Source organism: Pseudomonas protegens, assembly GCF_013407925.2.
In the GTDB taxonomy this organism is placed as follows: Bacteria; Pseudomonadota; Gammaproteobacteria; order Pseudomonadales; family Pseudomonadaceae; genus Aquipseudomonas; species Aquipseudomonas fluorescens_AP.
In genome coordinates this window covers 4,407,344-4,429,491 of the sequence record NZ_CP060201.1, presented here as the reverse complement: position 1 = coordinate 4,429,491, position 22,148 = coordinate 4,407,344, and the positions used below count along the sequence as shown (strand labels likewise).

The 22,148-nt window shown below is 64.7% G+C and carries 21 protein-coding genes and 6 pseudogenes; 18 read left to right on the top strand and 9 right to left on the bottom strand.

Annotation, left to right across the window (positions count from 1 at the left end; genetic code table 11):
• Positions 1-18: 18 nt before the first annotated feature.
• Positions 19-288 (top strand): annotated as a pseudogene (locus GGI48_RS31565) (methyl-accepting chemotaxis protein); the annotation flags it as partial.
• Positions 289-357: 69 nt separating this feature from the next.
• Here GGI48_RS31565 and GGI48_RS20545 read toward each other — a convergent pair.
• Positions 358-1,350: a cytochrome-c peroxidase gene (locus GGI48_RS20545; protein WP_016967395.1), complete on the bottom strand. Its 993-nt coding sequence runs from the start codon at positions 1,348-1,350 to the stop codon at positions 358-360.
• 247 nt (positions 1,351-1,597) lie between these two features.
• Here GGI48_RS20545 and ggt point away from each other — a divergent pair, with 247 nt between their 5' ends.
• The 9 genes from ggt (at position 1,598) to GGI48_RS20500 (ending at position 8,525) form a co-directional block, all read left to right on the top strand.
• A complete protein-coding gene (ggt, locus tag GGI48_RS20540) occupies positions 1,598-3,433 on the top strand; it encodes a gamma-glutamyltransferase (RefSeq protein ID WP_179599806.1) in 1,836 nt (611 codons plus the stop codon).
• Between the two features lie 153 nt (positions 3,434-3,586).
• Positions 3,587-4,081: a GNAT family N-acetyltransferase gene (locus tag GGI48_RS20535; protein ID WP_179599804.1), complete on the top strand. Its 495-nt coding sequence runs from the start codon at positions 3,587-3,589 to the stop codon at positions 4,079-4,081.
• 190 nt (positions 4,082-4,271) lie between these two features.
• Complete coding sequence (locus GGI48_RS20530) at positions 4,272-4,589, top strand: helix-turn-helix domain-containing protein (RefSeq protein ID WP_103741752.1); 318 nt, start codon at positions 4,272-4,274, stop codon at positions 4,587-4,589.
• Positions 4,590-5,065: 476 nt separating this feature from the next.
• Positions 5,066-5,332, top strand: coding sequence for a DUF3077 domain-containing protein (locus tag GGI48_RS20525; protein WP_016967392.1), 267 nt, complete (start codon positions 5,066-5,068; stop codon positions 5,330-5,332).
• A 115-nt stretch (positions 5,333-5,447) separates the two neighbouring features.
• Entirely contained in the window at positions 5,448-5,750 is a 303-nt protein-coding gene (locus GGI48_RS20520) for a type II toxin-antitoxin system HigB family toxin (protein WP_016967391.1), read from the top strand.
• Between the two features lie 5 nt (positions 5,751-5,755).
• Positions 5,756-6,127, top strand: coding sequence for a type II toxin-antitoxin system HigA family antitoxin (locus GGI48_RS20515; protein WP_103741754.1), 372 nt, complete (start codon positions 5,756-5,758; stop codon positions 6,125-6,127).
• 78 nt (positions 6,128-6,205) lie between these two features.
• Positions 6,206-7,018, top strand: a complete 813-nt coding sequence (locus GGI48_RS20510; RefSeq protein WP_179599802.1) for a MerR family transcriptional regulator — start codon at positions 6,206-6,208, stop codon at positions 7,016-7,018.
• A 133-nt stretch (positions 7,019-7,151) separates the two neighbouring features.
• The gene (locus GGI48_RS20505) at positions 7,152-7,877 is read left to right on the top strand and encodes a polyphenol oxidase family protein (protein WP_179599800.1); all 726 of its coding nucleotides are present in this window, start codon (positions 7,152-7,154) and stop codon (positions 7,875-7,877) included.
• Between the two features lie 66 nt (positions 7,878-7,943).
• Positions 7,944-8,525, top strand: a complete 582-nt coding sequence (locus tag GGI48_RS20500; RefSeq protein ID WP_179599798.1) for a hypothetical protein — start codon at positions 7,944-7,946, stop codon at positions 8,523-8,525.
• A gap of 9 nt (positions 8,526-8,534) precedes the next feature.
• Here the strand turns inward: GGI48_RS20500 and GGI48_RS31185 are convergent.
• A pseudogene (locus GGI48_RS31185) lies at positions 8,535-8,847 on the bottom strand (gamma-glutamylcyclotransferase).
• A 100-nt stretch (positions 8,848-8,947) separates the two neighbouring features.
• Positions 8,948-9,427, bottom strand: a complete 480-nt coding sequence (locus GGI48_RS20495) for a GNAT family N-acetyltransferase (protein WP_179599797.1) — start codon at positions 9,425-9,427, stop codon at positions 8,948-8,950.
• Positions 9,428-9,621: 194 nt separating this feature from the next.
• Between GGI48_RS20495 and GGI48_RS20490 the strand changes: the two genes are divergently transcribed.
• The 4 genes from GGI48_RS20490 (at position 9,622) to GGI48_RS20475 (ending at position 14,001) form a co-directional block, all read left to right on the top strand.
• Positions 9,622-10,431: an AraC family transcriptional regulator gene (locus GGI48_RS20490; RefSeq protein ID WP_179599795.1), complete on the top strand. Its 810-nt coding sequence runs from the start codon at positions 9,622-9,624 to the stop codon at positions 10,429-10,431.
• 80 nt (positions 10,432-10,511) lie between these two features.
• Entirely contained in the window at positions 10,512-10,898 is a 387-nt protein-coding gene (locus GGI48_RS20485; RefSeq protein ID WP_016967385.1) for a cupin domain-containing protein, read from the top strand.
• Between the two features lie 257 nt (positions 10,899-11,155).
• Positions 11,156-11,770: a biliverdin-producing heme oxygenase gene (locus GGI48_RS20480; RefSeq protein ID WP_179599793.1), complete on the top strand. Its 615-nt coding sequence runs from the start codon at positions 11,156-11,158 to the stop codon at positions 11,768-11,770.
• Positions 11,767-14,001 carry an ATP-binding protein gene (locus GGI48_RS20475; protein WP_179599791.1) on the top strand — a complete coding sequence of 745 codons (2,235 nt, stop codon included), beginning with the start codon at positions 11,767-11,769 and terminating at the stop codon, positions 13,999-14,001. The genes GGI48_RS20480 and GGI48_RS20475 overlap by 4 nt, the downstream gene beginning before the upstream one ends.
• 33 nt (positions 14,002-14,034) lie before the next feature.
• Here GGI48_RS20475 and GGI48_RS20470 read toward each other — a convergent pair whose 3' ends face one another.
• Positions 14,035-14,934 carry a LysR substrate-binding domain-containing protein gene (locus tag GGI48_RS20470; RefSeq protein WP_179599789.1) on the bottom strand — a complete coding sequence of 300 codons (900 nt, stop codon included), beginning with the start codon at positions 14,932-14,934 and terminating at the stop codon, positions 14,035-14,037.
• 102 nt (positions 14,935-15,036) lie between these two features.
• On the opposite strand from GGI48_RS20470, the gene GGI48_RS20465 reads away from it, so the two are divergent.
• Positions 15,037-15,966 carry a DMT family transporter gene (locus GGI48_RS20465; RefSeq protein ID WP_179599787.1) on the top strand — a complete coding sequence of 310 codons (930 nt, stop codon included), beginning with the start codon at positions 15,037-15,039 and terminating at the stop codon, positions 15,964-15,966.
• 115 nt (positions 15,967-16,081) lie between these two features.
• On the opposite strand, the gene GGI48_RS20460 is transcribed toward GGI48_RS20465, so the two are convergent.
• Entirely contained in the window at positions 16,082-16,687 is a 606-nt protein-coding gene (locus GGI48_RS20460) for a flavin reductase family protein (RefSeq protein ID WP_179599785.1), read from the bottom strand.
• Between the two features lie 163 nt (positions 16,688-16,850).
• On the opposite strand from GGI48_RS20460, the gene GGI48_RS20455 reads away from it, so the two are divergent.
• From GGI48_RS20455 to GGI48_RS20445, 3 genes are all read left to right on the top strand, one after another.
• A complete protein-coding gene (locus GGI48_RS20455) occupies positions 16,851-17,624 on the top strand; it encodes an SDR family oxidoreductase (protein ID WP_179599783.1) in 774 nt (257 codons plus the stop codon).
• 110 nt (positions 17,625-17,734) lie between these two features.
• Positions 17,735-18,640: a LysR family transcriptional regulator gene (locus GGI48_RS20450; protein ID WP_047306094.1), complete on the top strand. Its 906-nt coding sequence runs from the start codon at positions 17,735-17,737 to the stop codon at positions 18,638-18,640.
• A 58-nt stretch (positions 18,641-18,698) separates the two neighbouring features.
• Positions 18,699-19,232, top strand: coding sequence for a GNAT family N-acetyltransferase (locus GGI48_RS20445; protein ID WP_103742591.1), 534 nt, complete (start codon positions 18,699-18,701; stop codon positions 19,230-19,232).
• Positions 19,233-19,248: 16 nt separating this feature from the next.
• Here GGI48_RS20445 and GGI48_RS31560 read toward each other — a convergent pair.
• From GGI48_RS31560 to GGI48_RS31545, 4 pseudogenes are all read right to left on the bottom strand, one after another.
• Positions 19,249-19,683: pseudogene (locus GGI48_RS31560) on the bottom strand (methyl-accepting chemotaxis protein); the annotation flags it as partial.
• A gap of 156 nt (positions 19,684-19,839) precedes the next feature.
• Positions 19,840-20,565 (bottom strand): annotated as a pseudogene (locus GGI48_RS31555) (PAS domain-containing protein); the annotation flags it as partial.
• Between the two features lie 185 nt (positions 20,566-20,750).
• A pseudogene (locus GGI48_RS31550) lies at positions 20,751-21,182 on the bottom strand (methyl-accepting chemotaxis protein); the annotation flags it as partial.
• Between the two features lie 162 nt (positions 21,183-21,344).
• A pseudogene (locus GGI48_RS31545) lies at positions 21,345-21,977 on the bottom strand (PAS domain-containing protein); the annotation flags it as partial.
• Between the last annotated feature and the right edge of the window lie 171 nt (positions 21,978-22,148).

The following is a 22,148-nucleotide window of genomic DNA, read 5'->3' as shown; positions in this document are numbered from 1 at the left end:
GACGGCTCCGCGCAAAGAGTGGTGGGCGCCATCACCGATATCCATGCCCACCATGAAGAAAGCGCGATGCGCGAGGCTCAGGCCGAACAACATCGGGTGATGCAGGAAACCCTCAACAAACTGACGCAGATTGTCGCCACCATCCAGGGCATCGCCAGCCAGACCAACCTGTTGGCGTTGAACGCCGCCATCGAGGCAGCGCGTGCCGGCGAGGCCGGACGCGGCTTTGCGGTGGTCGCCGATGAGGTACGCAAGCTGGCCACCCGGACCAGCCAGGCGACCCAGCAAGCGGCAGAGATGATGGATAGCTAGCGGTACCCTCAGCCAACGGAGGGCGCACGCTGCGGTTCTTTTCGCTCAGTTGAACGGCTGCGGACGCGGCGTCTGCGCCGAGGACGGCGGCAGGATCGGCAGCTTGAAGTCCGGTTGATCGCCGGTCAGGGTCTCAAGGAAGGCCACGATCTGGCCGACCTCCTCGGTGCCCAGCTTGCGCCCCAATTGCAGGCGGGCCATCACGTCCACCGCCTCTTCCAGCTTCCAGTAGGCGCCGTCGTGGAAGTAGGGATAGGTCAGCGCCACGTTGCGCAGGGTCGGCACCTTGAACAGCATGCGGTCGGCGTCCTTGCCGGTCAGCCCGGCCACGCCCTGGGCCGGGTTCTGGGTGACGTAGGGCTCGATCATGCCCATTTTTTGGAACGAGCCGCCGCCCACCGCCTCGCCGTTGTGGCACGCCACGCAGCCGATGGACTTGAACAGTTGATAACCCTTGAGCGCAGTCGGGCTGATGGCCGCCTTGTCACCCTTGAGCCAGCGGTCGAACGGCGCATTGGGCGTCACCAGGGTGTCTTCGAAGGCGGCAATGGCGTTGGTGGCGTCTTCGAACCTGATCTCATCGTTGCCATACACGCGCTTGAACGAAGCCCGGTACTGCGGAATGGAGCGCAGCACCTCCACCGCCAGTTCATGGGTAAAGCCCATCTCCCCCGGGTTGGTGATCGGGCCGCTGGCCTGCTCCTGCAGCGTGGCCGCGCGGCCATCCCAGTATTGGGCAAAGCTCAGCCCGGAGTTGAGCACCGTCGGCGAGTTGATCGGCCCCTGATGCCAGTTGTGGCCGATGGAGGTAGGCAGGTTGTCGCTGCCGCCCATGCTCAGGTTGTGGCAGGAGTTGCAGGAAATGAAACCGGACTTGGACAAGCGCGGGTCGAAGAACAGCTGCTTGCCCAACTCCACCTTGGCCACATCGCTGATCTTCGCCGGCTGCACCGGCAGAATCGGCTCGCTTGGCGTCTCTCCCCGCACCTCGCTCCCCAGCAGCAATCCGAACACAAGTAACCACTTACAAGCGTGCATGGCGTCCTCTCATCAGGCTTATGGTTTGCTGAACCATGTGCCCAACCTCCCCCAGCCGCCCTGACTCAGATCAATCGGTGACCGGGTGCACGCCTGCCTGCGACCCTATGTACAGGGCTGCTGAGCAGCGCCTTGCCACTGGCCGAGCGCAGGGTCATGGCCACCTGCCGGCCCTGCTGGCGGCGCCACTGCTGTACATTCCCCTCCACGGACGACACCTCATTTCCCAGTGAACGGAGCTCAACGCGTGTTCTCGATCTTCCCTCCCCGTCACCCCTCACTCCTCAGCGTCGGCCTGCTGGCCGCCGCCCTCAGCCTCAGCGCCTGCCACAACCCGCCTTCTTCCACCGCCCTGCCCGCCGCCCCGGAAATCGCCTCGGGCTACCGCACCGACATGCAGACCCGGCACGCCGACAAACACATGGCCGCCGCCGCCAACCCGCTGGCCGCCGAGGCCGGGCGCGAGATGCTGCGCAAAGGCGGCTCGGCCATCGATGCGGCGATTGCCATGCAAGCGGTGCTGACCCTGGTGGAGCCGCAGTCCTCGGGGATTGGCGGCGGCGCGATGATCGTGCTCTGGGACGGCAAGGCCGTGCGCACCTATGACGGCCGGGAAACCGCGCCGGCGGGCGCCACCGAAAAGCTCTTCCTGCAGGCGGACGGCAAGCCCATGCCCTTTCCCCAGGCGCAGATCGGCGGCCGCTCGGTGGGCACCCCGGGCGTATTGCGCGCCCTGGAAATGGCCCACCAGAAGCACGGGCGCCTGCCTTGGGCGCAATTGTTCGAACCGGCAATCCGCCTGGCCGAGCAAGGCTTCGCCATCTCGCCACGCCTGCACAGCATGATCAGCGCCGATCCGTTCCTGGCGCGCTCGCCGGACATGGCCGCGTACTTCCTGAATGCCGACGGCACGCCGAAAGCCGTGGGCACCTTGCTGAAAAATCCGCCGTTGGCCGCCGTGCTCAAGCGCATCGCCCAGGAAGGCCCGGACGCCCTGTACACAGGCCCGGTGGCCGCGGAAATCGTCGCCAAGGTCCAGGGCCACGCCAACCCCGGCAGCCTGTCGCTCAACGACCTGCAAGGCTACCGCGCCAAGGAACGCGCGCCGCTGTGCAGCGACTACAAGCGCTGGCAGGTGTGCGGCATGCCGCCGCCTTCATCGGGCGGTGTGGCGGTGGCGCAGATCCTCGGCACCCTGCAGGCTCTGGAACAGCGCGACCCGCGCTACGCCCTGGCCCAGCTCAAGCCGCAGAAAACCAACCTGCCCGCCGGCCTTGAGCCCGCGCCGCAAGCGGTGCACCTGATCGCCGAAGCCGAGCGCCTGGCCTATGCCGACCGCGGCCTGTACGTGGCCGACAGCGACTTCGTACCGGTGCCCGTGGCCGGCCTGATCGCCCCGGACTACCTGGCTAAACGCGCTGCACTGATTGGCGAACGCAGCATGGGCAAGGCCGAACCGGGCAAGCCCCAGGGCATCCAGGTGGCCTACGCACCGGATCGCTCGCCGATGCGCATCTCCACCTCGCAAGTGGTGGCGGTGGATGACCTGGGCGGCGCCGTATCGATGACCACCACCGTGGAAGCGGCCTTTGGTTCACACCTGATGGTCCAGGGCTTCATGCTCAACAACCAGCTGACCGACTTCTCCTTCATCCCCGAGGAAAACGGCCAGAAGGTGGCCAACCGCGTCGAACCGGGCAAGCGCCCGCGCTCGTCCATGGCGCCGACCCTGGTCTTCGACCGCGCCAGCGGCGAACTGCTGGCCAGCGTTGGCTCCCCCGGCGGCTCACAGATCATCGAGTACGTGGCCAAGTCGCTGGTCGGCATGCTCGACTGGAACCTCGACCCACAAGCCGCCGTCGGCCTGCCCAACTTCGGCAGCCGCAACGGCCCCACCGAACTGGAGACCGGCCAATTCAGCCCGGCGCTGAAACAGGCGCTGAAAGCCCAGGGTCATGAACTGAACGAGATCGACATGACCAGCGGTACCCAGGCCATCGTTCGCGTGCGTGATGCCCAGGACAAAGCCTCCTGGGCCGGCGGCGCCGATCCATGGCGCGAAGGGGAAGCGCTGGGGGATTGAAGGCCCTGTGCTGAACCCGAGGGCTGGCCGTGAGGCTGGCCCTTTTTTGTGGGCGGGGCCCAGGGCGCTGTATGCAAGATTTTGCGGTGGTCTGTGTCTGACCCGGCCTGGGGATCTGCCCTAGCATCGTCCCTGTCCACCGAGGAACCGACGATGAACGAAATTGCCGCCAACCTTGATCTCCCGGGCCTGAGCCCACGCCGCCTGACGCCCCAGGACCTTGAACTGATCTGCCGCCATCGCCAGACGATGTTTCTCGATGCGGGTCAGGACCTCTGCACCTTGCAGCTGATGACCGAGCACTTTCGCCCCTGGTTGCATGAACGCCTGGAGGACGGCCGCTACTACGGCTTCGCCTTGATGGACGCCGAGCAGAGCGTGGCCAGCATCGGCCTGATGAGCATCGACTGGCCGCCCCACCCTTCCCATCCAACCCAGGATCAGCGCGGCTACGTGCTCAACGTCTACGTCGAACCGGCCTACCGGAAGCGCGGCCTCGCGTCGGCGCTGATGAAACTGGCAGAGGCCGAGTTCAGCCAGCGCGGGCTGGGCTTTGCCGTGCTGCATGCAACCGAGGCCGGCAAGCCGCTGTATCAGGGGCTGGGTTGGGCGGCGACCAGTGAGATGGCGAAAGTGCTGGTAGGTTGAGTGAGCGACTGAGTTTCAGGTCATGCAAAAGGTGACATCGAAGGCATGGATCACACACAAGAAAGCGAATGGGCTGACTGGAAATCAGGACTCCGCTCATTGGCGTTGCAACTCCACGTTCTTAATCTCCAAGGCGCTACCGAAAACATTCCAGCGCCCGTTCTGCGCAGAATCGCGAAGGAGATGAATCATGCCCCTTACTGAAGAAGAACTATTGGCACGTGATGCCAAGCGCAATATCGGCCAGGAGCTTCTGGACGCGATCATCGATGTCAAAGCCGGCCGGCAGGGCCATACCCATAGCATTCCGATCACCAAGGCCGCCGAAGCGCGGGGCAAAACCGGGTTGTCGCAACCCAAGTTTGCCCAACTGCTTGGCGTCTCGGTAAGGACCCTTCAGGAGTGGGAGCAAGGTCGGCGCTCGCCTTCCGGAGCGGCCCGTTCATTGCTGCATATCGCGATGCTCAGGCCCGATGTATTTCGTGAGGTGCTGGCACAACCTCTGTAGCCGCTGCCGCAGGCTGCGATAAGGACCGAAGGGCCTTCGGCGCCTGGGAGATCGCGGCGACCGTTCCGGTCGTTCGCAGCCTGCGGCAGCAGCTACAGGGTTGGTCAATCTCATAGTCATAAAATGTCGCGGCAATGCCGTTGCGACGCCCTCCCCTCCCGGCTATCCTTCGCCCGTCGCTGCAACATCAGCGAACGGGCTTGGCGGCCCGAACCACGAAAGGCGCAATAGCGCCCAAACACGAATGCAGGCGCTTTTTTTGTGCCCGCATTTCTGTGTCATGGCGGATTGCGCAGGGACCCCTTCGGGGGTGCCGGTTCCTTTCGTGCCGGTCCGCCAACCTTGTGCAATCCGCCACCCCAATCTGCTTGGCGGCAGACGGTGGTGGTTCCCCATACGAAAGGAGTCGTCACCATGCACCACACTCGAAATCCGTCCTCCCCACACCTCCCGTCACACAAAACCGGAGGTGCCCGATGACCACTCAATCGCCCCTGACCACCCTCGGTGAAATCCGCTTTTCCCAGTGCGGCGAGCACCCGCATCCGCTGTTTCGCGTGAATGCCGACGTGCCGATCAGCGACGCCCTCGAACACGCCTCGGCACTGTTGCATCTGGCAAAGCAATTCACCCTGGAGGCGGCCATGGAGCCGCGGTGCGACCGCTATGCTTGGGCGGCACACTACCTGGCAGAGATGGGCAAGGCACTGATGGACGACGTGCACGCCACGCTCTCTGCATGACCTGATCGTCCCTGAGCCGACGTCGCCTGCGCGGGCAGATCCAGCGATCTGCCCGTACGTCGCCTGACGCACTCAGTGACTTGTTTAAGTCCCAGGACGGGACTAGGATCGCGCCATGAGAATTATTGCAGTCAGTCAGTTGAAGGCCTTCTGGGAGCAGTACCCGGATGCAGAGCAGCCCTTGCTGGCCTGGATCGATGAAGCAAGGAAAGCCGAGTGGACCAACCCCGCGCAGATCAAGGACCAGTACCGCAGCGCAAGCGTTCTCAAAAGCCGCAGGGTGGTCTTCAACATCAAGGGCAACGAGTATCGACTGGTCGTTGCCGTGGCCTATCGTTTCGGCGCGCTCTACATCAAGTTCGTAGGTACCCACCAGCAGTACGACGCCATTGATGCCGACCGCGTAGACAGGGAGTAACCCACATGAACATCCGCCCCATCCACACCGACCAGGACTACCGTGCCGCGCTCAATAGCGTCTCGCCCCTGTTCGACAATGAGCCGCAGCCCGGGACGCCTGAAGGCGATTACTTCGATGTGATGATCACCCTGATCGAGGCATACGAAGCCAGGCAGTTTCCCCTGGACCTGCCCAACCCGATCGAGGCGATCAAGTTCCGCATGGAGCAATCCGGCTTGTCCGCCGCCGACCTGGCGCCGGCCATCGGCCGCACCAATCGCGTCTACGAGGTGCTCAACGGCAAGCGCGCGCTGACCCTGCCGATGATCTGGAAACTGCACCAGCTGTTCGGCATCCCGGCCGAAAGCCTGATCAAGCCGAGCAAATCGTCCTGAGCCACGCTGCCGGGCTTGAGCTTGCCCTTGGGTAAAGGCTCAACCTGCCTGGCAGCCCAACCACACCAAGGACGTTCCATGCTCACCATCGGCCAAATGGCTCGCTGCCACAGCCTCACCACCAAGACCCTGCGCCACTACGACAGCATCGGCCTGTTCACCCCGGCCCTCACCGGCCGCGACAACGGCTACCGCTACTACAGCCCGGAACAGATCGTGACCCTGGGGCGCATCGTCTGGCTGCGGCAACTGGGCATGTCCCTGGAAGACATCCGCACGCTGGCGGACCAGGGCGGCCTGGACAGCGTGCTGCACATGCAGCAATCACTGCAGGACCACGCCCGACAGCTGGAAAGCGAGATTGCCCGCAGCCAGAAAGTGCTCGACCACCTGCAACGCTATCTGGCGCAACCGCAACGCCAGATTCCGGCACCGCAAACGCCGGAAAAAGTGCTCCTGGCGCCGCTACGGATCATCGGCATGGCCTGGCAGCAGGGGGATCCAGGCTCCATCGCCGAACTCTGGCAGCGCTTCGAACCCCGTGAACAGGAGATCCAGCGACTGGCCGACCCCGTTGGCACTTACGGTATCTGCCAACCTCTGGACGACGGCCATTGGCGCTACATCGCCGGCCTGCCGGTGGCCGCCGACGCGCCCTTGGTGCCGGGCATGGTGGAGCTGGAAATCCCCGGCCGCCACTACGCCCGGGTCGAGCATCACGGCACGGTACAAACCCTGCCGGAAACCTTCCGCGCCGCCTACAGCGAATGGCTGCCCGCCGCCGGGCTGCGGCCCATCGAAGCCCTGGAGTTCGAGTACAGCGGCGAACGCTTTCTCGGCCCGCTGAATCCCCACAGCGTGGTGGAGCTGTATATCCCGTTGAGCGCCTGAAACGCCCGGCGCAGAGGCCGGCCATGGAACGACCGCTGGTCTGGGACCCTGTCCGGGCCGGCCGTTGTCAGCAAAAGTACCGCGGATGCCGTTATGCTCTGCAGCCATTCCCAGGCAACCGAGCGAAGGCGCGATGAGTTTCCAGGCAGGTGTGTTGCAGCAGATAACCGGCATCCGTCATGAGTTTTCCATCGTAGGCGCTGCCACGCCGGCCAATCTGTTCTTCTGCTCCCAGGTCCACAGCGGCGAAGTGGTGGAAGCCAGTACCACCCTGCCCAGCGGGATCATTCGTGGCGACGCGGTCCTGACCCATTCCAGCCGGCCCATCGCGGTGGTCACCGCCGATTGCCTGCCGCTGCTGATCAGCAGCCACGATGGCGCCTGGGTGGCAGCGGTGCACGGTGGCTGGAAAGGCCTGCGCAACGGGATCATCGCCCATGTGCTGGAGCACTTTGCCGCCCGCGGCGTCGGCGTGCCTCAACTGCGCGTGGCCATCGGCCCGTCGATCAAGCCTTGCTGCTATGAAGTCAGCGCCGATTTCGTCGACACCCTATCCGCCGCTCATGATCCGCTGTGGCCATCTGCGCAAGCCCCCTGGAGTCGCCAACAGCCGGCCCCGCTGCTGCCCCCGCAAATTCCCCCGCCACAGCCGACCCAGGCCGACTCCCTGTGGTTCGACCTGAGTCGCTACGCCGTGTACCTGCTGCATGCCGCCGGCATCCAGGATGAGCAGATCGAAATCAGCGAGCAGTGCACCTACTGCTCGACCCCGACCCTGGCCAGCTATCGCCGACGCTTGCATCGGGGTGAAGCCAAGGCCTTCCAGTACTCCTGGATCGGCCGGACAGCCGCTTCATGATCAACAGCGCCGCCCGACTGCGGTAGGCTTGCCCCCTTCCCCTCAGACCCAACCCAAGGAGTGCCCGTGTCTGACAATCTCTATGCCCCGCCCCAGGCGGATCTGGCCGCCCCTTCGGCGCAAGCAGCAGCGCAACCTTTCTATGTGGTGTCCAAGGCCAAGTTCCTGACCCTGTACATCCTCACCTTCGGTGTCTACCAGCTGTATTGGGCCTACAGGAACTGGCATCAGTTCAGGCACGCCAGCGGCCAGGAATTGTGGCCGCTGGTCCGTGCCTTTCTCTCGATTTTCTTCATCCATGCGCTGTACCGCGAAGCCGACGCGATACTCAAGCGCGACGGCCGCAGCCAGGACTGGCGGCACGACGAACTGGCCACCCTGTTTGTCGGTGGGGTGATCCTCAATGCCGTGCTGGATGGCCTGGCCCGCCAGCACATGGGCTACCCGTTCATCGACATCGCCAGCCTGGCGCTGCTGCCGGTGCTGGCGTGGGTCACCTGGCTGGGCCAGCGCGGCCTGAATGCCGCCGCCGGCGACCCCGAAGGCCGCAGCAACGCCCGTTTCACCCCGCTCAACTATGTGCTCTGCGCCCTTGGGGCCGTGGTGCTGGTGCTGGCTTGCATCGGGGTGATGCTGCCGCCGGAGTGACCCCGGAACTCAGGCGCTGACGTCGACCCAGGCCTGGATCCCCGAGGCCAGGGTCACGCGCAGCCGCCAGTTCCTCGGGAGAGATACGGAACACCGTGCCGGCAAGCGGCGCGCTGTTCGCCGTCCCAGGGCGCAGGATCGGGTGACGGATCTTGCCACTGGCGGCCAATACCTCAGGATCGGTGATCTGCACCCAGCCCTGCTGGTGACCGAGCATCGCCTCCTGGTGGCCCTGCAGCTCACGGCCGGAGTTGGCCAACTGCAGCGCCTTGTCCTGCAGGGGGCCGCAGAAAAACCCCGATGCGGGTGTTGCCCTGCTCATCCGCGACGCCCCTGGTCGATGCTGGTCCGCAATGGCGGGTGATGATCAAGACCGGTTCATGAATGATCTGCGCTCATCAATCCCGCAGCGGCCGCAGGCTTCAGCTCGGGCTGTAGCGCAGATGGATCAGCGCCAACCTTTCCTGCTGCTTGTTCTTGCGCTCTTCAATGGCAAAAGGCACAAACCCCAGCTTCGGATAAAGCAGCAAACCCGCCACATTGCTGTTGAAGCAGGACAGGGTCACCTCGCTGGCCTGGTGCTGGCTGCGGGCGATCTCGATCATCTGCCCGATCAACTGCGCACCCAGGCCCAGGCCGCGCGCTTCGGGGTCGACGATCACGTTGCCGATGGTGCAGGTGCCGTCCTTTTCCCAACGATAAAAATTGGCAAAACCCACCACCTGCCCATCCAACTCGATCACCGTCGAGTCGCTGCGCTGGGCGATGGAGTCGCGCAACTGGTCGTGGGTCAGCGGCCAGGTGGCGGCGGGAAAGAAGAAAAACAGCTCTTCGGGATTACGCGCAAAAGTGCAGATACGCGGGATGTCGGCGTCTTCTGCCGGGCGAAAGGCAACAGCCATGTGCAGTCTCCAGATACGGGGACATAACGTCCTTGTGAGGGGTAATCGTGCCTGCAGATTAGTCACCCGCCCGCGTGGCAATAGCAAGAGGCAGTTGCCGCACAGAGGCTTGTGCCAGCGGCCCCAGCCTTGCAGACAAGCGCCAAGCCCCTGGGTTAATGTGCGGCTCTCGCAAAATCCACCAGGAATGCCCCATGGCCAAGCCCACCGCTGTCACCGACTGGGTTCACCGCGCGCCGGCCACCCGGGGCCTGGAGCGCATCGAGGCGTATTTCGCCGGCCATGGCTATGACATGCACCGCCACGACACCTACGCCATCGGCCGCACCCTGCGCGGGGTGCAGAGCTTCCAGTACCGCGGCGGCTGGCGCCACAGCCTGCCGGGGGCAACCATGGTCCTGCACCCCGACGAAGCCCACGATGGCGAGGCCGGCACCCACGACGGTTTCCACTACCGCATGCTGTATGTCGAACCCGCGCTGATCCAGCGGATCCTCGGCGGCCAGCCCCTGCCCTTCATTGCCGGTGGCCTGTCCAACGATCCGCGGCTGTCCGCCGCCACCGACGCCTTGCTGCGCGGGCTCGACAGCCCCCTGGATCCGCTGGAACAGGAAGACGCCCTGTTCGACCTGGCCCACGCCCTGAACAGCGTGTCCGGCATCACCCGGTCGCGCCAGCGCCTGGACTATGCCGCCGCGCAACGGGCCCGGGACTACATCCACAGTGCCCTGGACCGGACCCTGACCCTGGACGAACTGGAGGCCCACAGCGGGCGCGACCGCTGGAGCCTGTCCCGGGACTTTCGCCTGCTGTTCGGCACCAGCCCCTATCGCTACCTGAGCATGCGCCGCCTGGACCTGGTCCGCGCCCTGCTGGTCCAGGGCCAGTCCCTGACCCAGGCGGCGCTGATCGCCGGGTTTTCCGACCAGAGCCACATGACCCGGCAGTTCCGCCAGGCTTACGGCCTGCCTCCGGCGCGCTGGCTGAAGATGCTCGGCCGCTGAGCCACACACGATCGTTCAAGAAACCACCGCCGCCGGCTGGTTACCCTCAGTGCTCATTCATCACTGATGTGGACCGCAACATGCCCAACCCAACCGCGCAAACCGCCTACCAGAGCATCAACTTCAAGCACAAGCTCGGCCTGTTCAGCGAACACTGGACCCCCAAAGTGATCGCCGAGATGAATGACTACCAGTTCAAGATCTCCAAGCTGCAAGGGGAATTCGTCTGGCACAGCCACGCCGACACCGACGAAACCTTCATCGTCCTCGACGGCCAGCTGTACATCGACTTTCGCGACGGCCGGGTGTCCATCGGCAGCGGCGAGATGTTCGTGGTGCCCAAGGGCGTCGAGCACAAGCCCTGGGCCGAGCAGGAGGTCAAGCTGCTGCTGATCGAGCCCAAGGGCGTGCTCAACACCGGCGACCAGGGCGGCGAACGCACGGCACAGAACGACGTCTGGATCTGACCCCGGCCTGAATCTGCAAGGTGGAAAAGGGAATTTCCACCGCGTCGGCGGGGTCAGACGCTTTGACACGCCACTCCAATAACCGCTGCTGACCGACCGACGGAGTGCCAAAAACCCTACGTCGGGGAAAAAGCACGGGTAAAGTGACGCTTCGATTTTTTCTGTGCGATGGCTCTATCGCGGGGATGCCAGCCTGGTCCCGGCCTTTGATGACGCCCATGGCGCGTCCACTACCTGTTGCGACCCATGATCCCTGCATGCCGACACCGCACCAAGCCAGCACCACGCCCACCCTGCTTCAAGACCTGCGCACCGGTACCGCGACCTTGCACGTAGCCCTGGAGAAACGCCTGCCGTTCTTCTGCGCGCAGCTTGATGCGCCCTGGTATCGACGCCTGATCCAGGCCTATTACGGTTTCTATCAGCCCCTGGAGGCGGCCCTGCAGGACAGCGGCCTGATCCCGCCGGGCTACGACCCCAGCCAACGCCTGAAGACCCCGACCCTGTTCGGGGATCTGCGTGCCCTGGGCCTGGATGCCGCCAGCATCCAGGCCCTGCCCCGCTGTGAGCAGCTGCCGTGCCTGACTGGCACCGGGGCCTGCCTGGGCGTGCTCTACGTACTGGAAGGCGCGACCCTGGGCGGACAGGTCCTGCGCCGGGAAATGGCCCTACGCCTGGATCTGGACGCCAACAACGGCGGCGCCTTTCTCGATGTCTATGGCGCTGCCACCGGGCGGCGCTGGAAGGACTTTCTCGACTACCTGGGGCGCATGCCCGAAGACGCGAGCACGCGCCGAGACGCGGTCAGCGCCGCGCAATCCACATTTGCCTGTTTCGAACGCTGGCTCGACCGCCGCGAGGTGCTGCTATGACCCCCCAAGATTCCCAAACCTTCGAACAGTTGCTGGCCAACTGCGCCAACGAGCCGATCCGCTCGCCGGGGGCAATCCAGCCCCATGGCGTGTTGCTGACCCTGTGCGAACCGCAACTGCACATCCAGCAGATCAGCGCCAACGTCGAGACGCTGCTGGGCCAGCCCGCCGAATCGCTGGTGGGCCAGCCCCTGGAGCAGTTGCTGGGGCCCGCGGACGGCCAACGCATCCGTGAGTTGCTGCAACTGCAGCAACTGGCCGATGCCCCTGCGCTGTACCTGTCGCTCAACGGCCGACGCTTCGAAGGCTTGCTGCATCGCCACCAGGGGGTGCTGATGCTGGAGCTGGAAATCCAGCCCGATCAGCCCCGGCCACACACGTGGCAGAACGACGACCTCGGGCGCCTGCTGCGGCGCCTGCAAGCGGCCAGGACCCTGCACGAGCTGTACGCCATCAGCGTCAGCGAGATCCAGGCCATGACCGGCTACGACCGGGTGCTGATCTACCGCTTCGAGGAGGAAGGCCACGGCCAGGTGATCGCCGAAGCCACTCGCCCCGAGATGGAGGTGTTCAACGGCCTGTTCTTCCCCGCCTCGGACATTCCCCAGCAGGCCCGCGAGCTGTACCGCAGCAACTGGCTGCGGATCATTCCCAACGCCGACTACCAGCCGGTGCCGCTGCTGCCGACCCTGCGCCCGGACACCCAGCAGCCCCTGGACCTGAGCTTCGCCACCCTGCGCAGCGTGTCGCCGATTCACTGCCAGTACATGAAGAACATGGGCGTGCTGTCGTCCATGAGCATTTCCCTGCTCAAGGACGATCAGCTCTGGGGCCTGATCAGCTGCGGCAACCGCCAGCCGCTGCTGGTGCCCCACGAACTGCGCATCGCCTGCCAGACCATTGGCCAGGTGCTGTCGTTGCAGATCAGCGCCATGGAAGCCCTGGACCTGAGCCGCCAGCGGGAAGAGAAAGTCGCGGCCCTGGCCAGCCTCGACCAGGCCATGCGCGACACCTGCGGCAGCGTTTTCGACGGTTTGACCCAGGCGCCGCAGGTGCTGCTGGACCTGACGCAAGCCGGCGGCGTGGCGATCATCGAGGACAAACAGCTGCACTGCTTCGGCCAGTGCCCGCCCCGGGACGAAATCCGCGCCCTGCACCGCTGGCTGCAAGGCACCGGGGAAGCGGTGTTCGCCAGCCATCAACTGGCCAGCGTGTATCCGCCGGCGGCGAGTTATCAACAGGTCGCCAGCGGCGTCCTGGCCATGAGCCTGCCCAAGCCTGTGGATAACGGCGTGCTGTGGTTTCGCCCGGAAGTGAAGGAAAACATCCACTGGAGCGGCAACCCGCAAAAGCCCCTGGACCTGGAAAACTCCGACGCTGGCCTGCGCCTGCGGCCGCGCACCTCGTTCGAGATCTGGAAGGTGGAAATGGCCGGGATCTCCAGCAAGTGGAGCCACGGCGACCGCTTCGCCGCCAACGACCTGCGCCGCTCGGCCCTGGAACACGACCTGGCGCGCCAGGTCCTGCGGGAACAACAGGCGGTGCGCGCCCGGGATGAGCTGGTGGCGGTGGTGTCCCACGACCTGCGCAACCCGATGACGGTGATTTCCATGCTCTGCGGCATGCTGCAGAAGGCCTTCAGCTCCGACGGCCCGCACACTTCGCGACGCATTTCCTCGGCCATCGACACCATGCAACAGGCCGCCAGTCGCATGAACAACCTGCTGGAGGACTTGCTCGACACCTCGAAGATCGAGGCCGGGCGCTACAGCATCGCGCCCCAGCCGCTGGAGGTCAGCCAGGTCTTTGAGGAGGCCTATTCGCTGCTGGCGCCCCTGGCCCTGGACAAGGCCATCGACATCAGCTTTCACGCCGAGCCGGAGCTGACCATTCATGCCGACCCCGAGCGCCTGTTCCAGGTGCTGTCGAACCTGGTGGGCAACGCCATCAAGTTCACCCCCATGCAGGGCAAGGTCGGGGTGGTGGCGATGTCCGACGGCGAGCAGATCGTCTTCAGCGTCCGCGACAGCGGGGAAGGCATTCCCGCCGACCAGTTGCCGTTCATCTTCGATCGCTACTGGACCCTGAAGGAAGGCAACCCCAACGGCACCGGCCTGGGGCTGTACATCACCCAGGGCATCATCCAGGCCCACGGCGGCAAGATCGAGGCCCACAGCGAGCCGGGCAAGGGCAGCGAGTTCCGCTTCAGCGTGCCCCGCGCCAGCCTCTGAAACCTGCCCCGGGGCCGCCGAGCCCCGGGGCGCTCATTCAAGCGCCTGGGCCACCAGCCAGTCGCGAAACAGCTGGCCGCTGGCGGACAGGCGCTTTTGCCGAGGGTGTACCAGGAAATCCGCCTGACCGGTGCGAAACGCCCACTCGCCAACCCGCTGCAACTCGCCCTGGGCCACCAACTCGCTGGCCATGAAATCCCAGCCCAAGCCCACCCCCATGCCCTGCTGCACGGCACTGAACATCAGCGTCAATTGGTTGAAGCCCATGGCGCCCGGCGGCGCGCTGTAATCCAGGCCGAAATGGCGGAACCAGTCGCGCCAGTCGATGCAGTTCCAGGCCGAGGCATCGAGCTGGATCAGTGGCAGCTCGGCCAGTTGCGCCAGCTCGTCAATGGCCGGCAACACCAGCTGTCGGCTGGCAATGGGGTAGACGATCTCGGCGAACAGCGGCGTGGTCACCAGGGATGACCAGTGCCCGGCGCCATACAGAATGGCCAAGTCGTGCTCGGCCACGCTGGATTCGTCCATGTCGTTGTTGGCGTGGATGCTCACGGTGATGTCCGGGTGCTGCTTGTTGAACGCCAGCAAGCGCGGAAACAGCCAGAACTGCGCCACTGCGTGGGTGCATTGCACGGTGATGGTGTTGGCGTCGCGCCCGGCCCGCAAACGGCTGACGCTGCGCAGCAAGGCTTCCAGCTGGGTGCTGACCTCGGCAAACAGCGACGCGCCGCTGGCGGTGAGCTTCACGCCCCGGGCCTGACGCTCGAACAACTCGGTCTTGAGCGACAGTTCCAGGGCACGGATCTGCTTGCTCACCGCGCTCTGGGTCAGGCACAGCTCGGTGGCGGCGCGGGTGAAGCTGGCGTTGCGCCCCACCGCCTCGAAGGTCACCAGGGTTTCCAACGGCGGTAAATGGCGCGCGAAACGACTCATCAGGCATTCCCCAGGAGAATAGGTAGGTGCCTATATATCCTTTGTCCAACCGGTCAGCAATGACTAGGCTGCGCGCTTTGATGAATCGCTGCGAGTATGTGCATGAAACGCGGAGTTGCTTATGCAGCCTTGGCCGGTGCGGTCTGGGGCCTGGCCATTGTGGTGCCCAGCCTGTTGCCGGAGTTCAGTCCGCTGATGCTCAGCTGTGCCCGTTTCACCCTGTATGGCGCATTCTCCCTGCTCCTGGCTGCACCCCAGGCCCGGGAGCTCTTGCAGCGCCTGACCTGGAGCGATGCGGCGCTACTGGTGAAGCTGGCGCTGACCGGCAACCTGATCTACTTCATGCTGCTGGCCAGCGCCATCCAGTGGGCCGGGGTAGCCAGCACCGCACTGATCGTCGGCCTGTTGCCGCTGACCATCACCCTGGCCGGACGCGGCGACGCCGACGCCCTGCCCCTGCGCCGCCTGCGCTGGCCGCTGCTGCTGGTGTTCGCCGGCATCTGCTGCATCAACCTCGACACCCTGCTCACCGCCGACAGCGGTTCCGTGGAACTGGGCCAACGCGCCCTGGGCCTGCTCTGCGCCTTCGGCGCCCTGCTCTGCTGGACCTGGTTCGCCACCGACAACGCCCGTTACCTGAAGAGCAGCCGCTTCAACAGCGGTCAGTGGTCGACCCTGTGGGGCATCACCACCGGTCTGATGAGCGCTGTGGTCTGGCTGCTGGCCCAGGGCTTGTCACTGCCGGGTACCCAGACCGCGGCCAGTGATCAACGCTGGATGCTGTTCTGGGGCCTGAGCCTGTCCAGCGCGGTGCTGGGCTCCTGGTTCGGCAATCGCATGTGGAATGCCTCGACCCGGCGCTTGCCCCTGACCCTGAGCGGCCAGTTGATCGTCTTCGAAACCCTGTTCGCCCTGCTCTACGGCTTCATCAGCCTGCAGCACCTGCCGAGCCTGCTGCAAAGCTCAGCGGCCCTGCTGTTGCTGGCCGGGGTGCTGTGGGCCGTGCGTCGCCACCTGCCGCGGCCCCACTGAACGCGCGCCCGGGCCGGATCAGCCGGTAGCGCGCCTGATGGCTGTCCAACAGGTCCACCAGATGCTGGAAAACGTCGTGCATGTTCAATCCTTGAAAGAGTGGCTGCGGCTTGCCTCAGGCCTCGCCGGCCTGGGGCAACTGACGACCGTCAACGGCGTCGCCAATGGTCAGGAAATGCCCACCCGCGACATGGTGCAGGGTGCGCAGCGAGTCCTGTCCGTCGAAGTGCCAACGCCCTTCGCTGAACACCCGCGTGTCGGCCTGGGCGGCGATCACTTCACCGAGGAACAGGTCGTACTGCTGGTGATTGTGCGGCTCGGGCAGCAGCCGGCATTCCAGCCAGGCCACGCAGCCTTGCAGCAGAGGCGCCTCAAGGGCCTGGCCGGTGAAGGTCGACAAACCATAGGCGGCGAACTTGTCGCTGCCGGCCTGCTGCAGTTCCAGTCCGGAGCTGTTGCCCAGGCTCTGCACGATGTCCACCTGAGCGGCGCAGGGCACGTTGAGGACAAAGCTGCCCGAAGCCTCCAGAAGCTGCCGGGTCCAGGTGGACTTGTCGAGCACCACCGCGACTTTCGGCGGCTGGAAATCCAGGGGCATGGCCCAGGCCGCCGCCATGATATTGCGCTGCCCGCCGTGGGCGGCGCTGACCAGCACGGTAGGGCCGTGGTTGAGCAGGCGGTAGGCTTTTTCCAATGGCACCGGACGACGAAATGCAGGCATGGCAGGCTCCTGAAAAAAAACCGATTGTAGACCTATCCGCAACCTCTGCAGCCACACTGATTGGGTGGATTTTCTGGACAGTCCGTCCAACCGCCGACGGCTGATCAACGCCATGGCAGACACTAGACTCAGCCTTCACCGCAAACCTCGAAGGAGCCATGCCATGGCCGATCATTCCCTGAACAACAAAGTCGTGCTGATCGCCGGCGGGGTGAAAAACCTCGGTGGCCTGATTGCCCGCGATCTGGCCAGCCACGGTGCCAGGGCCGTGGCCGTGCACTACAACAGCGATGCCAGTCAGGCCGACGCCGAGCGCACCCTGGAGGCGCTCAAGGCCCTGGGGGTCGAGGCTCACGCCTGGCAGGCCGACCTCACCCGCGCCGGTGCGGTGGAGCGTCTGTTCAGCGAGGTCAAGGCACGCTTCGGCAAGATCGACATCGCCATCAACACCGTGGGCAAGGTGCTGAAGAAACCCATCATCGAGATCAGCGAAGACGAGTACGACCAGATGTTCGCGGTCAATGCCAAGAGCGCGTTCTTCTTCATCAGGGAAGCCGGCAAGCACCTGGAGGACAACGGCAAGCTGGTGACCCTGGTGACGTCGCTGCTGGGAGCCTTCACCCCGTTCTATGCCGCCTACGGCGGCTCCAAGGCACCGGTGGAACACTTCACCCGGGCCGCGGCCAAGGAGTTCGGCGCCCGGGGCATCTCGGTGACCGCCGTCGGACCGGGCCCGATGGACACGCCGTTCTTCTACCCCGCCGAAGGCGCCGACGCCGTGGCCTACCACAAGAGCGCAGCGGCCCTGTCGCCGTCGAGCAAGACCGGGCTCACCGATATCAAGGACGTGGTGCCCTTCATTCGCCACCTGGTGACCGAAGGCTGGTGGATCACCGGCCAGACCTTACTGATCAACGGCGGCTACACCACCAAGTAATCCTGGCGCCCAAGGGGTAAATTGGCCTGCCGGGACGCTGCATCGATCGCCTCGGACGATGCAGCGTTCCATTGCCGTCAGGCGTCCCCCGAACCAGGATCGTTCCTACGATGGATAAGCTTGAGCAATACCGCGTGTTCATCCAGGTGGCCGACATGGGCAGCTTCATCAAGGCCGCCCATGCCCTGGAACTGCCACGGGCCACCGTCTCTTCCGCCGTGCAGCAACTGGAGAACGGCCTCGGCACCCGGCTGCTGCACCGGACCACCCGCCAGGTGCAGTTGACCGCCGATGGCACCATCCTCCTGGAGCGGGCACGGCGCCTGCTGGCGGATGCCTCGGAGCTCAACCAGTTGTTCCACCATCGCCTGGTGGATGTCAGCGGGCGCTTGAATATCGACGTGCCCAGCCGCATCGCCCGGCGCCTGATCGTGCCCGCCCTGCCCCAGTGGCTGACGCAGTACCCCGACCTGCAACTGGCCCTGGGCGCCAGCGACCGCAGCATCGATCTGGTCCAGGAAGGCATCGACTGCGCGATCCGCGTCGGCAGCCTGGCCGACAGCAGCCTGATCGCCCGGCCCCTGGGGCAACTGGCCATGATCAATTGCGCCAGCCCCGCCTACCTCGCCGAACACGGCGAGCCCCACACCCCCCAGGACTTGCAGAACGGCCAATGGATGATCGGATATGCCTCCCCGGACACCGGTCGCGAACAGCCCTGGGAGTACCTGCTGCAAGGACGCGAGCATCTGCTGGGGCTGCCCAGCCGGGTGATCGTCAACAACGTCGAGAACTACATCGCCTGCTGTCGCCAGGGCCTGGGGCTGATCCAGGTGCCGCGTTTCGACGTGCAGCACCTGCTCGATCGCGGCGAGCTGGTGCAGGTGCTCCAGCAGTTGCCGGTGGCGCCGATGGACATCTGCGCGCTGTACCCCGACCGCCGCCATCGCTCGCGCCGGTTGAACGTGTTCATCGAGTGGTTCGCCGAATTGATCGATCCGCATCTGCAGGCTTGATGCGCACAAGCCAATCGTGAGATGAAAGCGCCTTCAACGGATTGAGATCCCCCGGACCATGAGCCACCTGTACCTGTGCGCACCACAACTGGACGACCGGCACGAACTGCTGGCGTTCGAACAAGAAAACCGGGCTTTTTTCGAAGCCTCGATCAACGCCCGTCCCGCGGCCTACTACTGCGCCGAAGGGGTCGCCGAGGCCATCGTCCAGGCGCAACAGGACGCTGCGGCGGATCGCGGCTATCAGTTTCTGATTCGACAGGACTCACAGCTGGTGGGGCGCATCAACCTGCACCGGGTGCAGCGCCCCTACTTCAATTGCGCCGAACTGGGCTATCGCGTGGGCGCCCGATTCAATGGCCGGGGTATCGCCCGGGCGGCGGTGGCGCAGGTCCTGCAGCGGGCTTTCGGCGAGTTGCAGTTGAGCCGCGTCGAAGCCAACGCCCGCCCGGAAAACCTCGGTTCGGTCAGGGTCCTGGAGGCCTCCGGGTTCTCCTGCTACGGCCATTCACGCCGCAGCTTCCTGTTGCACGGACAGTGGTTCGACCGTCTGCACTACGAGTGCCATGCCCCCTCGCCGCGCGGAGCCTGAACCGGCGGCACGCCACTCAGGTGGACAGTTGACTGGCGAACTGCCCCACCGCGCCCACCACTTTCTGCGCACCGTCCTGGATCTCGACGATCACCGCACCGGCCTCCGCCGCCAGGGTCAGGCCCTGTTCGGCTTGCTGCCGACCTTCGGCCATCAGTTCCACCGCTGAGCGGGCCATGTCCTGGTTGTGCCGGACCACGCCGACGATCTCGTCGGTGGCGTTGCTGGTACGCGAGGCCAGTTGCCGGACCTCGTCGGCGACCACGGCGAAACCGCGGCCCTGTTCACCGGCCCGGGCTGCCTCGATCGCCGCGTTGAGGGCCAGCAGGTTGGTCTGCTCGGCAATCCCGCTGATGGTCTTGACGATGCTGCCAATCACTAGGGACTGCTCGTTCAGGGCCTCAATGCCGTCACCGGCCTCTTGCATGCACTTGGCCAGGTCACGCATCACGTCCAGGGTTTCGGTGACCACCGCGGAGCCGCGCTGGGCGCTGGTATCGGTTTGCCGGGAGATGCTGTAGGCAATGTCGGCGGCTTCGGCCACCGAGCGTTCCTGGTTCACCTGGTCGGTGATCACCGTGGCGAACTTCACCACTTTGTACAGCTGGCCGTTGGCATCCAGCACCGGGTTGTAAGAGGCATCGAGCCACACGACCCGGCCCTGGCTGTCGATCCGCTTGAAGCGGTCGGCGACATACTCGCCAGCGTTCAGGCGCGCCCAGAACTCCTGGTACGACGGCCCCTCGTATTCCTGGGGATCGCAAAACAGGCGGTGGTTCTGCCCCTGGACTTCATCCAGGCGGTAACCCATGCACGCCAGAAACCGCGGGTTGGCGGTCAACACCCGGCCTTGCAGATCGAACTCGATCACCGCGGTGGAACGCAGCAACGCCGCCATCAGGTTTTCATGCTCGCAGGCGCTTTCCACCGACGCCGTCTGGTCGGTGCAGATCAGCGAGTAGTGGTCGAGATGGCCGGCTGGGTCGTGGATCGGCTGGACACAGGTATGCAACCAGACGTCGCGACCGTCGCCACGCTGCAAGCGCAGTTGACCGATGTAGCCTTCGTTGCGCTCAAGGGCTGCCCTCAAGGAGCGATACAACTGCGCCGCCTGCGCATGGCTCGACACGATCTGCTCCAGGGGGTGCCCACAGAGCTCTTGGCCATCCAGGCCCAAGGTCCGCGTGAAGTTCTGGTTGACCCGACGGATCACCCCTTCGCTGTCCAGTTCGATGCTGAGCACCTGGGTTTCCAGACAGGCCTTGAATTGCTGCAGAGCGGCCAGCTCGTCGCTCAGTGAGGCAAGCTGTTGTTTCAGACGTTTATTGAACATGGATACACCGACAGACTAAGAGTGAATACAACGATCCCTCTAGCCATCGGCGCTGGCTGACCATTCTCCACGCCCTGCCCGACCTTTCAGAATAATCCTAAGACCATCTCGGAAAGATCCCGATAATTCCTGGCACTGAGCAGCGCCGCACCGGCGAGCGTGCCCCGTCACCGGGGCCTCCGGACTCAGCTGGACAGTTGATTGGCGAACTGCCCCACCGCGCTCACCACCTTCTGCGCGCCGTCCTGGATCTCGACGATCACCGTGCCGGCTTCCGCCGCCAGGGCCAGGCCCTGCTCGGCCTGCAGCTTGCCTTCGGCCATCAGTTCCACGGCTTCACGGGCCATGTCCTGGTTCTGCCGGACCACGCCGACGATTTCCTCGGTGGCCTTGCTGGTACGCGAGGCCAGTTGCCGGACCTCGTCGGCGACCACGGCGAAACCGCGCCCCTGCTCACCGGCCCGGGCCGCCTCGATCGCCGCGTTGAGGGCCAGCAGGTTGGTCTGCTCGGCAATCCCGCTGATGGTCTTGACGATGCTGCCAATCACCAGGGACTGCTCGTTCAGGGCGCCGATGCCCTCGCCGGCGTCCTGCATGTGTTTGGCCAGATCGCGCATCACGTTCACCGCCTCGGTGACCACCGTGGTGCCGCGCTGGGCGCTGTTGTCGGTCTGCAGCGAAGTGCTGTAGGCAATGTTGGCCGCTTCGGCCACGGCCAATTCCTGGTTCACCTGATCGGTGATCACGGTGGCGAACTTCACAATCTTGTAGAGCTTGTTGTTGGCGTCCAGCACCGGGTTGTAGGACGCCTCCAGCCAGACCGTGCGGCCGTGGGCATCGATGCGCTTGAAACGGTCGGCGATGAATTCCCCGGCATTCAGGCGTTTCCAGAACGCCTGATAGGCCGCGCTGTTGTACTCCTCGGGCTCACAGAACATGCGGTGATGCTTGCCCTTGATCTGCGCCAGGCTGTAGCCCATGCCGGAGAGAAAGCGCTCATTGGCCATCAGCACATGGCCATTGAGGTCGAACTCGATCAGCGCGGTGGAGCGCATCAGGGCGCCGATCAGGTTCTCGTGCTCCCGGGAGGCCTCGATGGTGCGGGTCAGGTCGCTGGAGAAGATCGCGAAGTACTTGATCCGCCCTTCGGAGTCATGGACCGGCTGGGAGATCGAGCGCAGCCAGGCCTCCTCGCCGTTGCCCCGCAGCAGGCGCACCGCTCCGGCAAAGTGCTCGCCCCGGGTCAGGGTCGCCTTGAAGCGCTGGTGAAACTCGTCGTGCTTGACGTGGGCCGGAACGATGTCTTCCAGGGAGCGCCCCAGCAGGTCGCCGCTCTTGTAGAGCATTTCCTGGGCGAAGTTGTGATTGACCGATTGAATCCGTCCATCGGCGCTCAAATTGATCACGAGCATCTCGCTTTCAAGGCTTTCCTTCACTTGCTGAAGGCTCGAGAGTTCTTCACGAAGAGCCGCCAGCTCTTGCTTCAAGCGTTTATTGAACATGGGGAGGCACCGGGAGGACTTAAAAAATAGGCTGCTGTGGGCCTAACATCGGCCCTGAAAGTCTTTTCTTAATAGCAACCC

Coding starts and splice junctions, on each gene's coding strand:
- GGI48_RS20485 (WP_016967385.1), top strand. CDS start 10,512: ATGCCCAACCCAACCGCGCAAACCGCCTACCAGAGCATCAACTTCAAG.
- GGI48_RS20535 (WP_179599804.1), top strand. CDS start 3,587: ATGAACGAAATTGCCGCCAACCTTGATCTCCCGGGCCTGAGCCCACGC.
- GGI48_RS20475 (WP_179599791.1), top strand. CDS start 11,767: ATGACCCCCCAAGATTCCCAAACCTTCGAACAGTTGCTGGCCAACTGC.
- GGI48_RS20530 (WP_103741752.1), top strand. CDS start 4,272: ATGCCCCTTACTGAAGAAGAACTATTGGCACGTGATGCCAAGCGCAAT.
- GGI48_RS20460 (WP_179599785.1), bottom strand. CDS start 16,687: ATGCCTGCATTTCGTCGTCCGGTGCCATTGGAAAAAGCCTACCGCCTG.
- GGI48_RS20450 (WP_047306094.1), top strand. CDS start 17,735: ATGGATAAGCTTGAGCAATACCGCGTGTTCATCCAGGTGGCCGACATG.
- GGI48_RS20510 (WP_179599802.1), top strand. CDS start 6,206: ATGCTCACCATCGGCCAAATGGCTCGCTGCCACAGCCTCACCACCAAG.
- GGI48_RS20470 (WP_179599789.1), bottom strand. CDS start 14,934: ATGAGTCGTTTCGCGCGCCATTTACCGCCGTTGGAAACCCTGGTGACC.
- GGI48_RS20455 (WP_179599783.1), top strand. CDS start 16,851: ATGGCCGATCATTCCCTGAACAACAAAGTCGTGCTGATCGCCGGCGGG.
- GGI48_RS20490 (WP_179599795.1), top strand. CDS start 9,622: ATGGCCAAGCCCACCGCTGTCACCGACTGGGTTCACCGCGCGCCGGCC.
- GGI48_RS20505 (WP_179599800.1), top strand. CDS start 7,152: ATGAGTTTCCAGGCAGGTGTGTTGCAGCAGATAACCGGCATCCGTCAT.
- GGI48_RS20445 (WP_103742591.1), top strand. CDS start 18,699: ATGAGCCACCTGTACCTGTGCGCACCACAACTGGACGACCGGCACGAA.
- GGI48_RS20525 (WP_016967392.1), top strand. CDS start 5,066: ATGACCACTCAATCGCCCCTGACCACCCTCGGTGAAATCCGCTTTTCC.
- GGI48_RS20495 (WP_179599797.1), bottom strand. CDS start 9,427: ATGGCTGTTGCCTTTCGCCCGGCAGAAGACGCCGACATCCCGCGTATC.
- GGI48_RS20520 (WP_016967391.1), top strand. CDS start 5,448: ATGAGAATTATTGCAGTCAGTCAGTTGAAGGCCTTCTGGGAGCAGTAC.
- GGI48_RS20480 (WP_179599793.1), top strand. CDS start 11,156: ATGCCGACACCGCACCAAGCCAGCACCACGCCCACCCTGCTTCAAGAC.
- GGI48_RS20515 (WP_103741754.1), top strand. CDS start 5,756: ATGAACATCCGCCCCATCCACACCGACCAGGACTACCGTGCCGCGCTC.
- GGI48_RS20465 (WP_179599787.1), top strand. CDS start 15,037: ATGAAACGCGGAGTTGCTTATGCAGCCTTGGCCGGTGCGGTCTGGGGC.
- GGI48_RS20545 (WP_016967395.1), bottom strand. CDS start 1,350: ATGCACGCTTGTAAGTGGTTACTTGTGTTCGGATTGCTGCTGGGGAGC.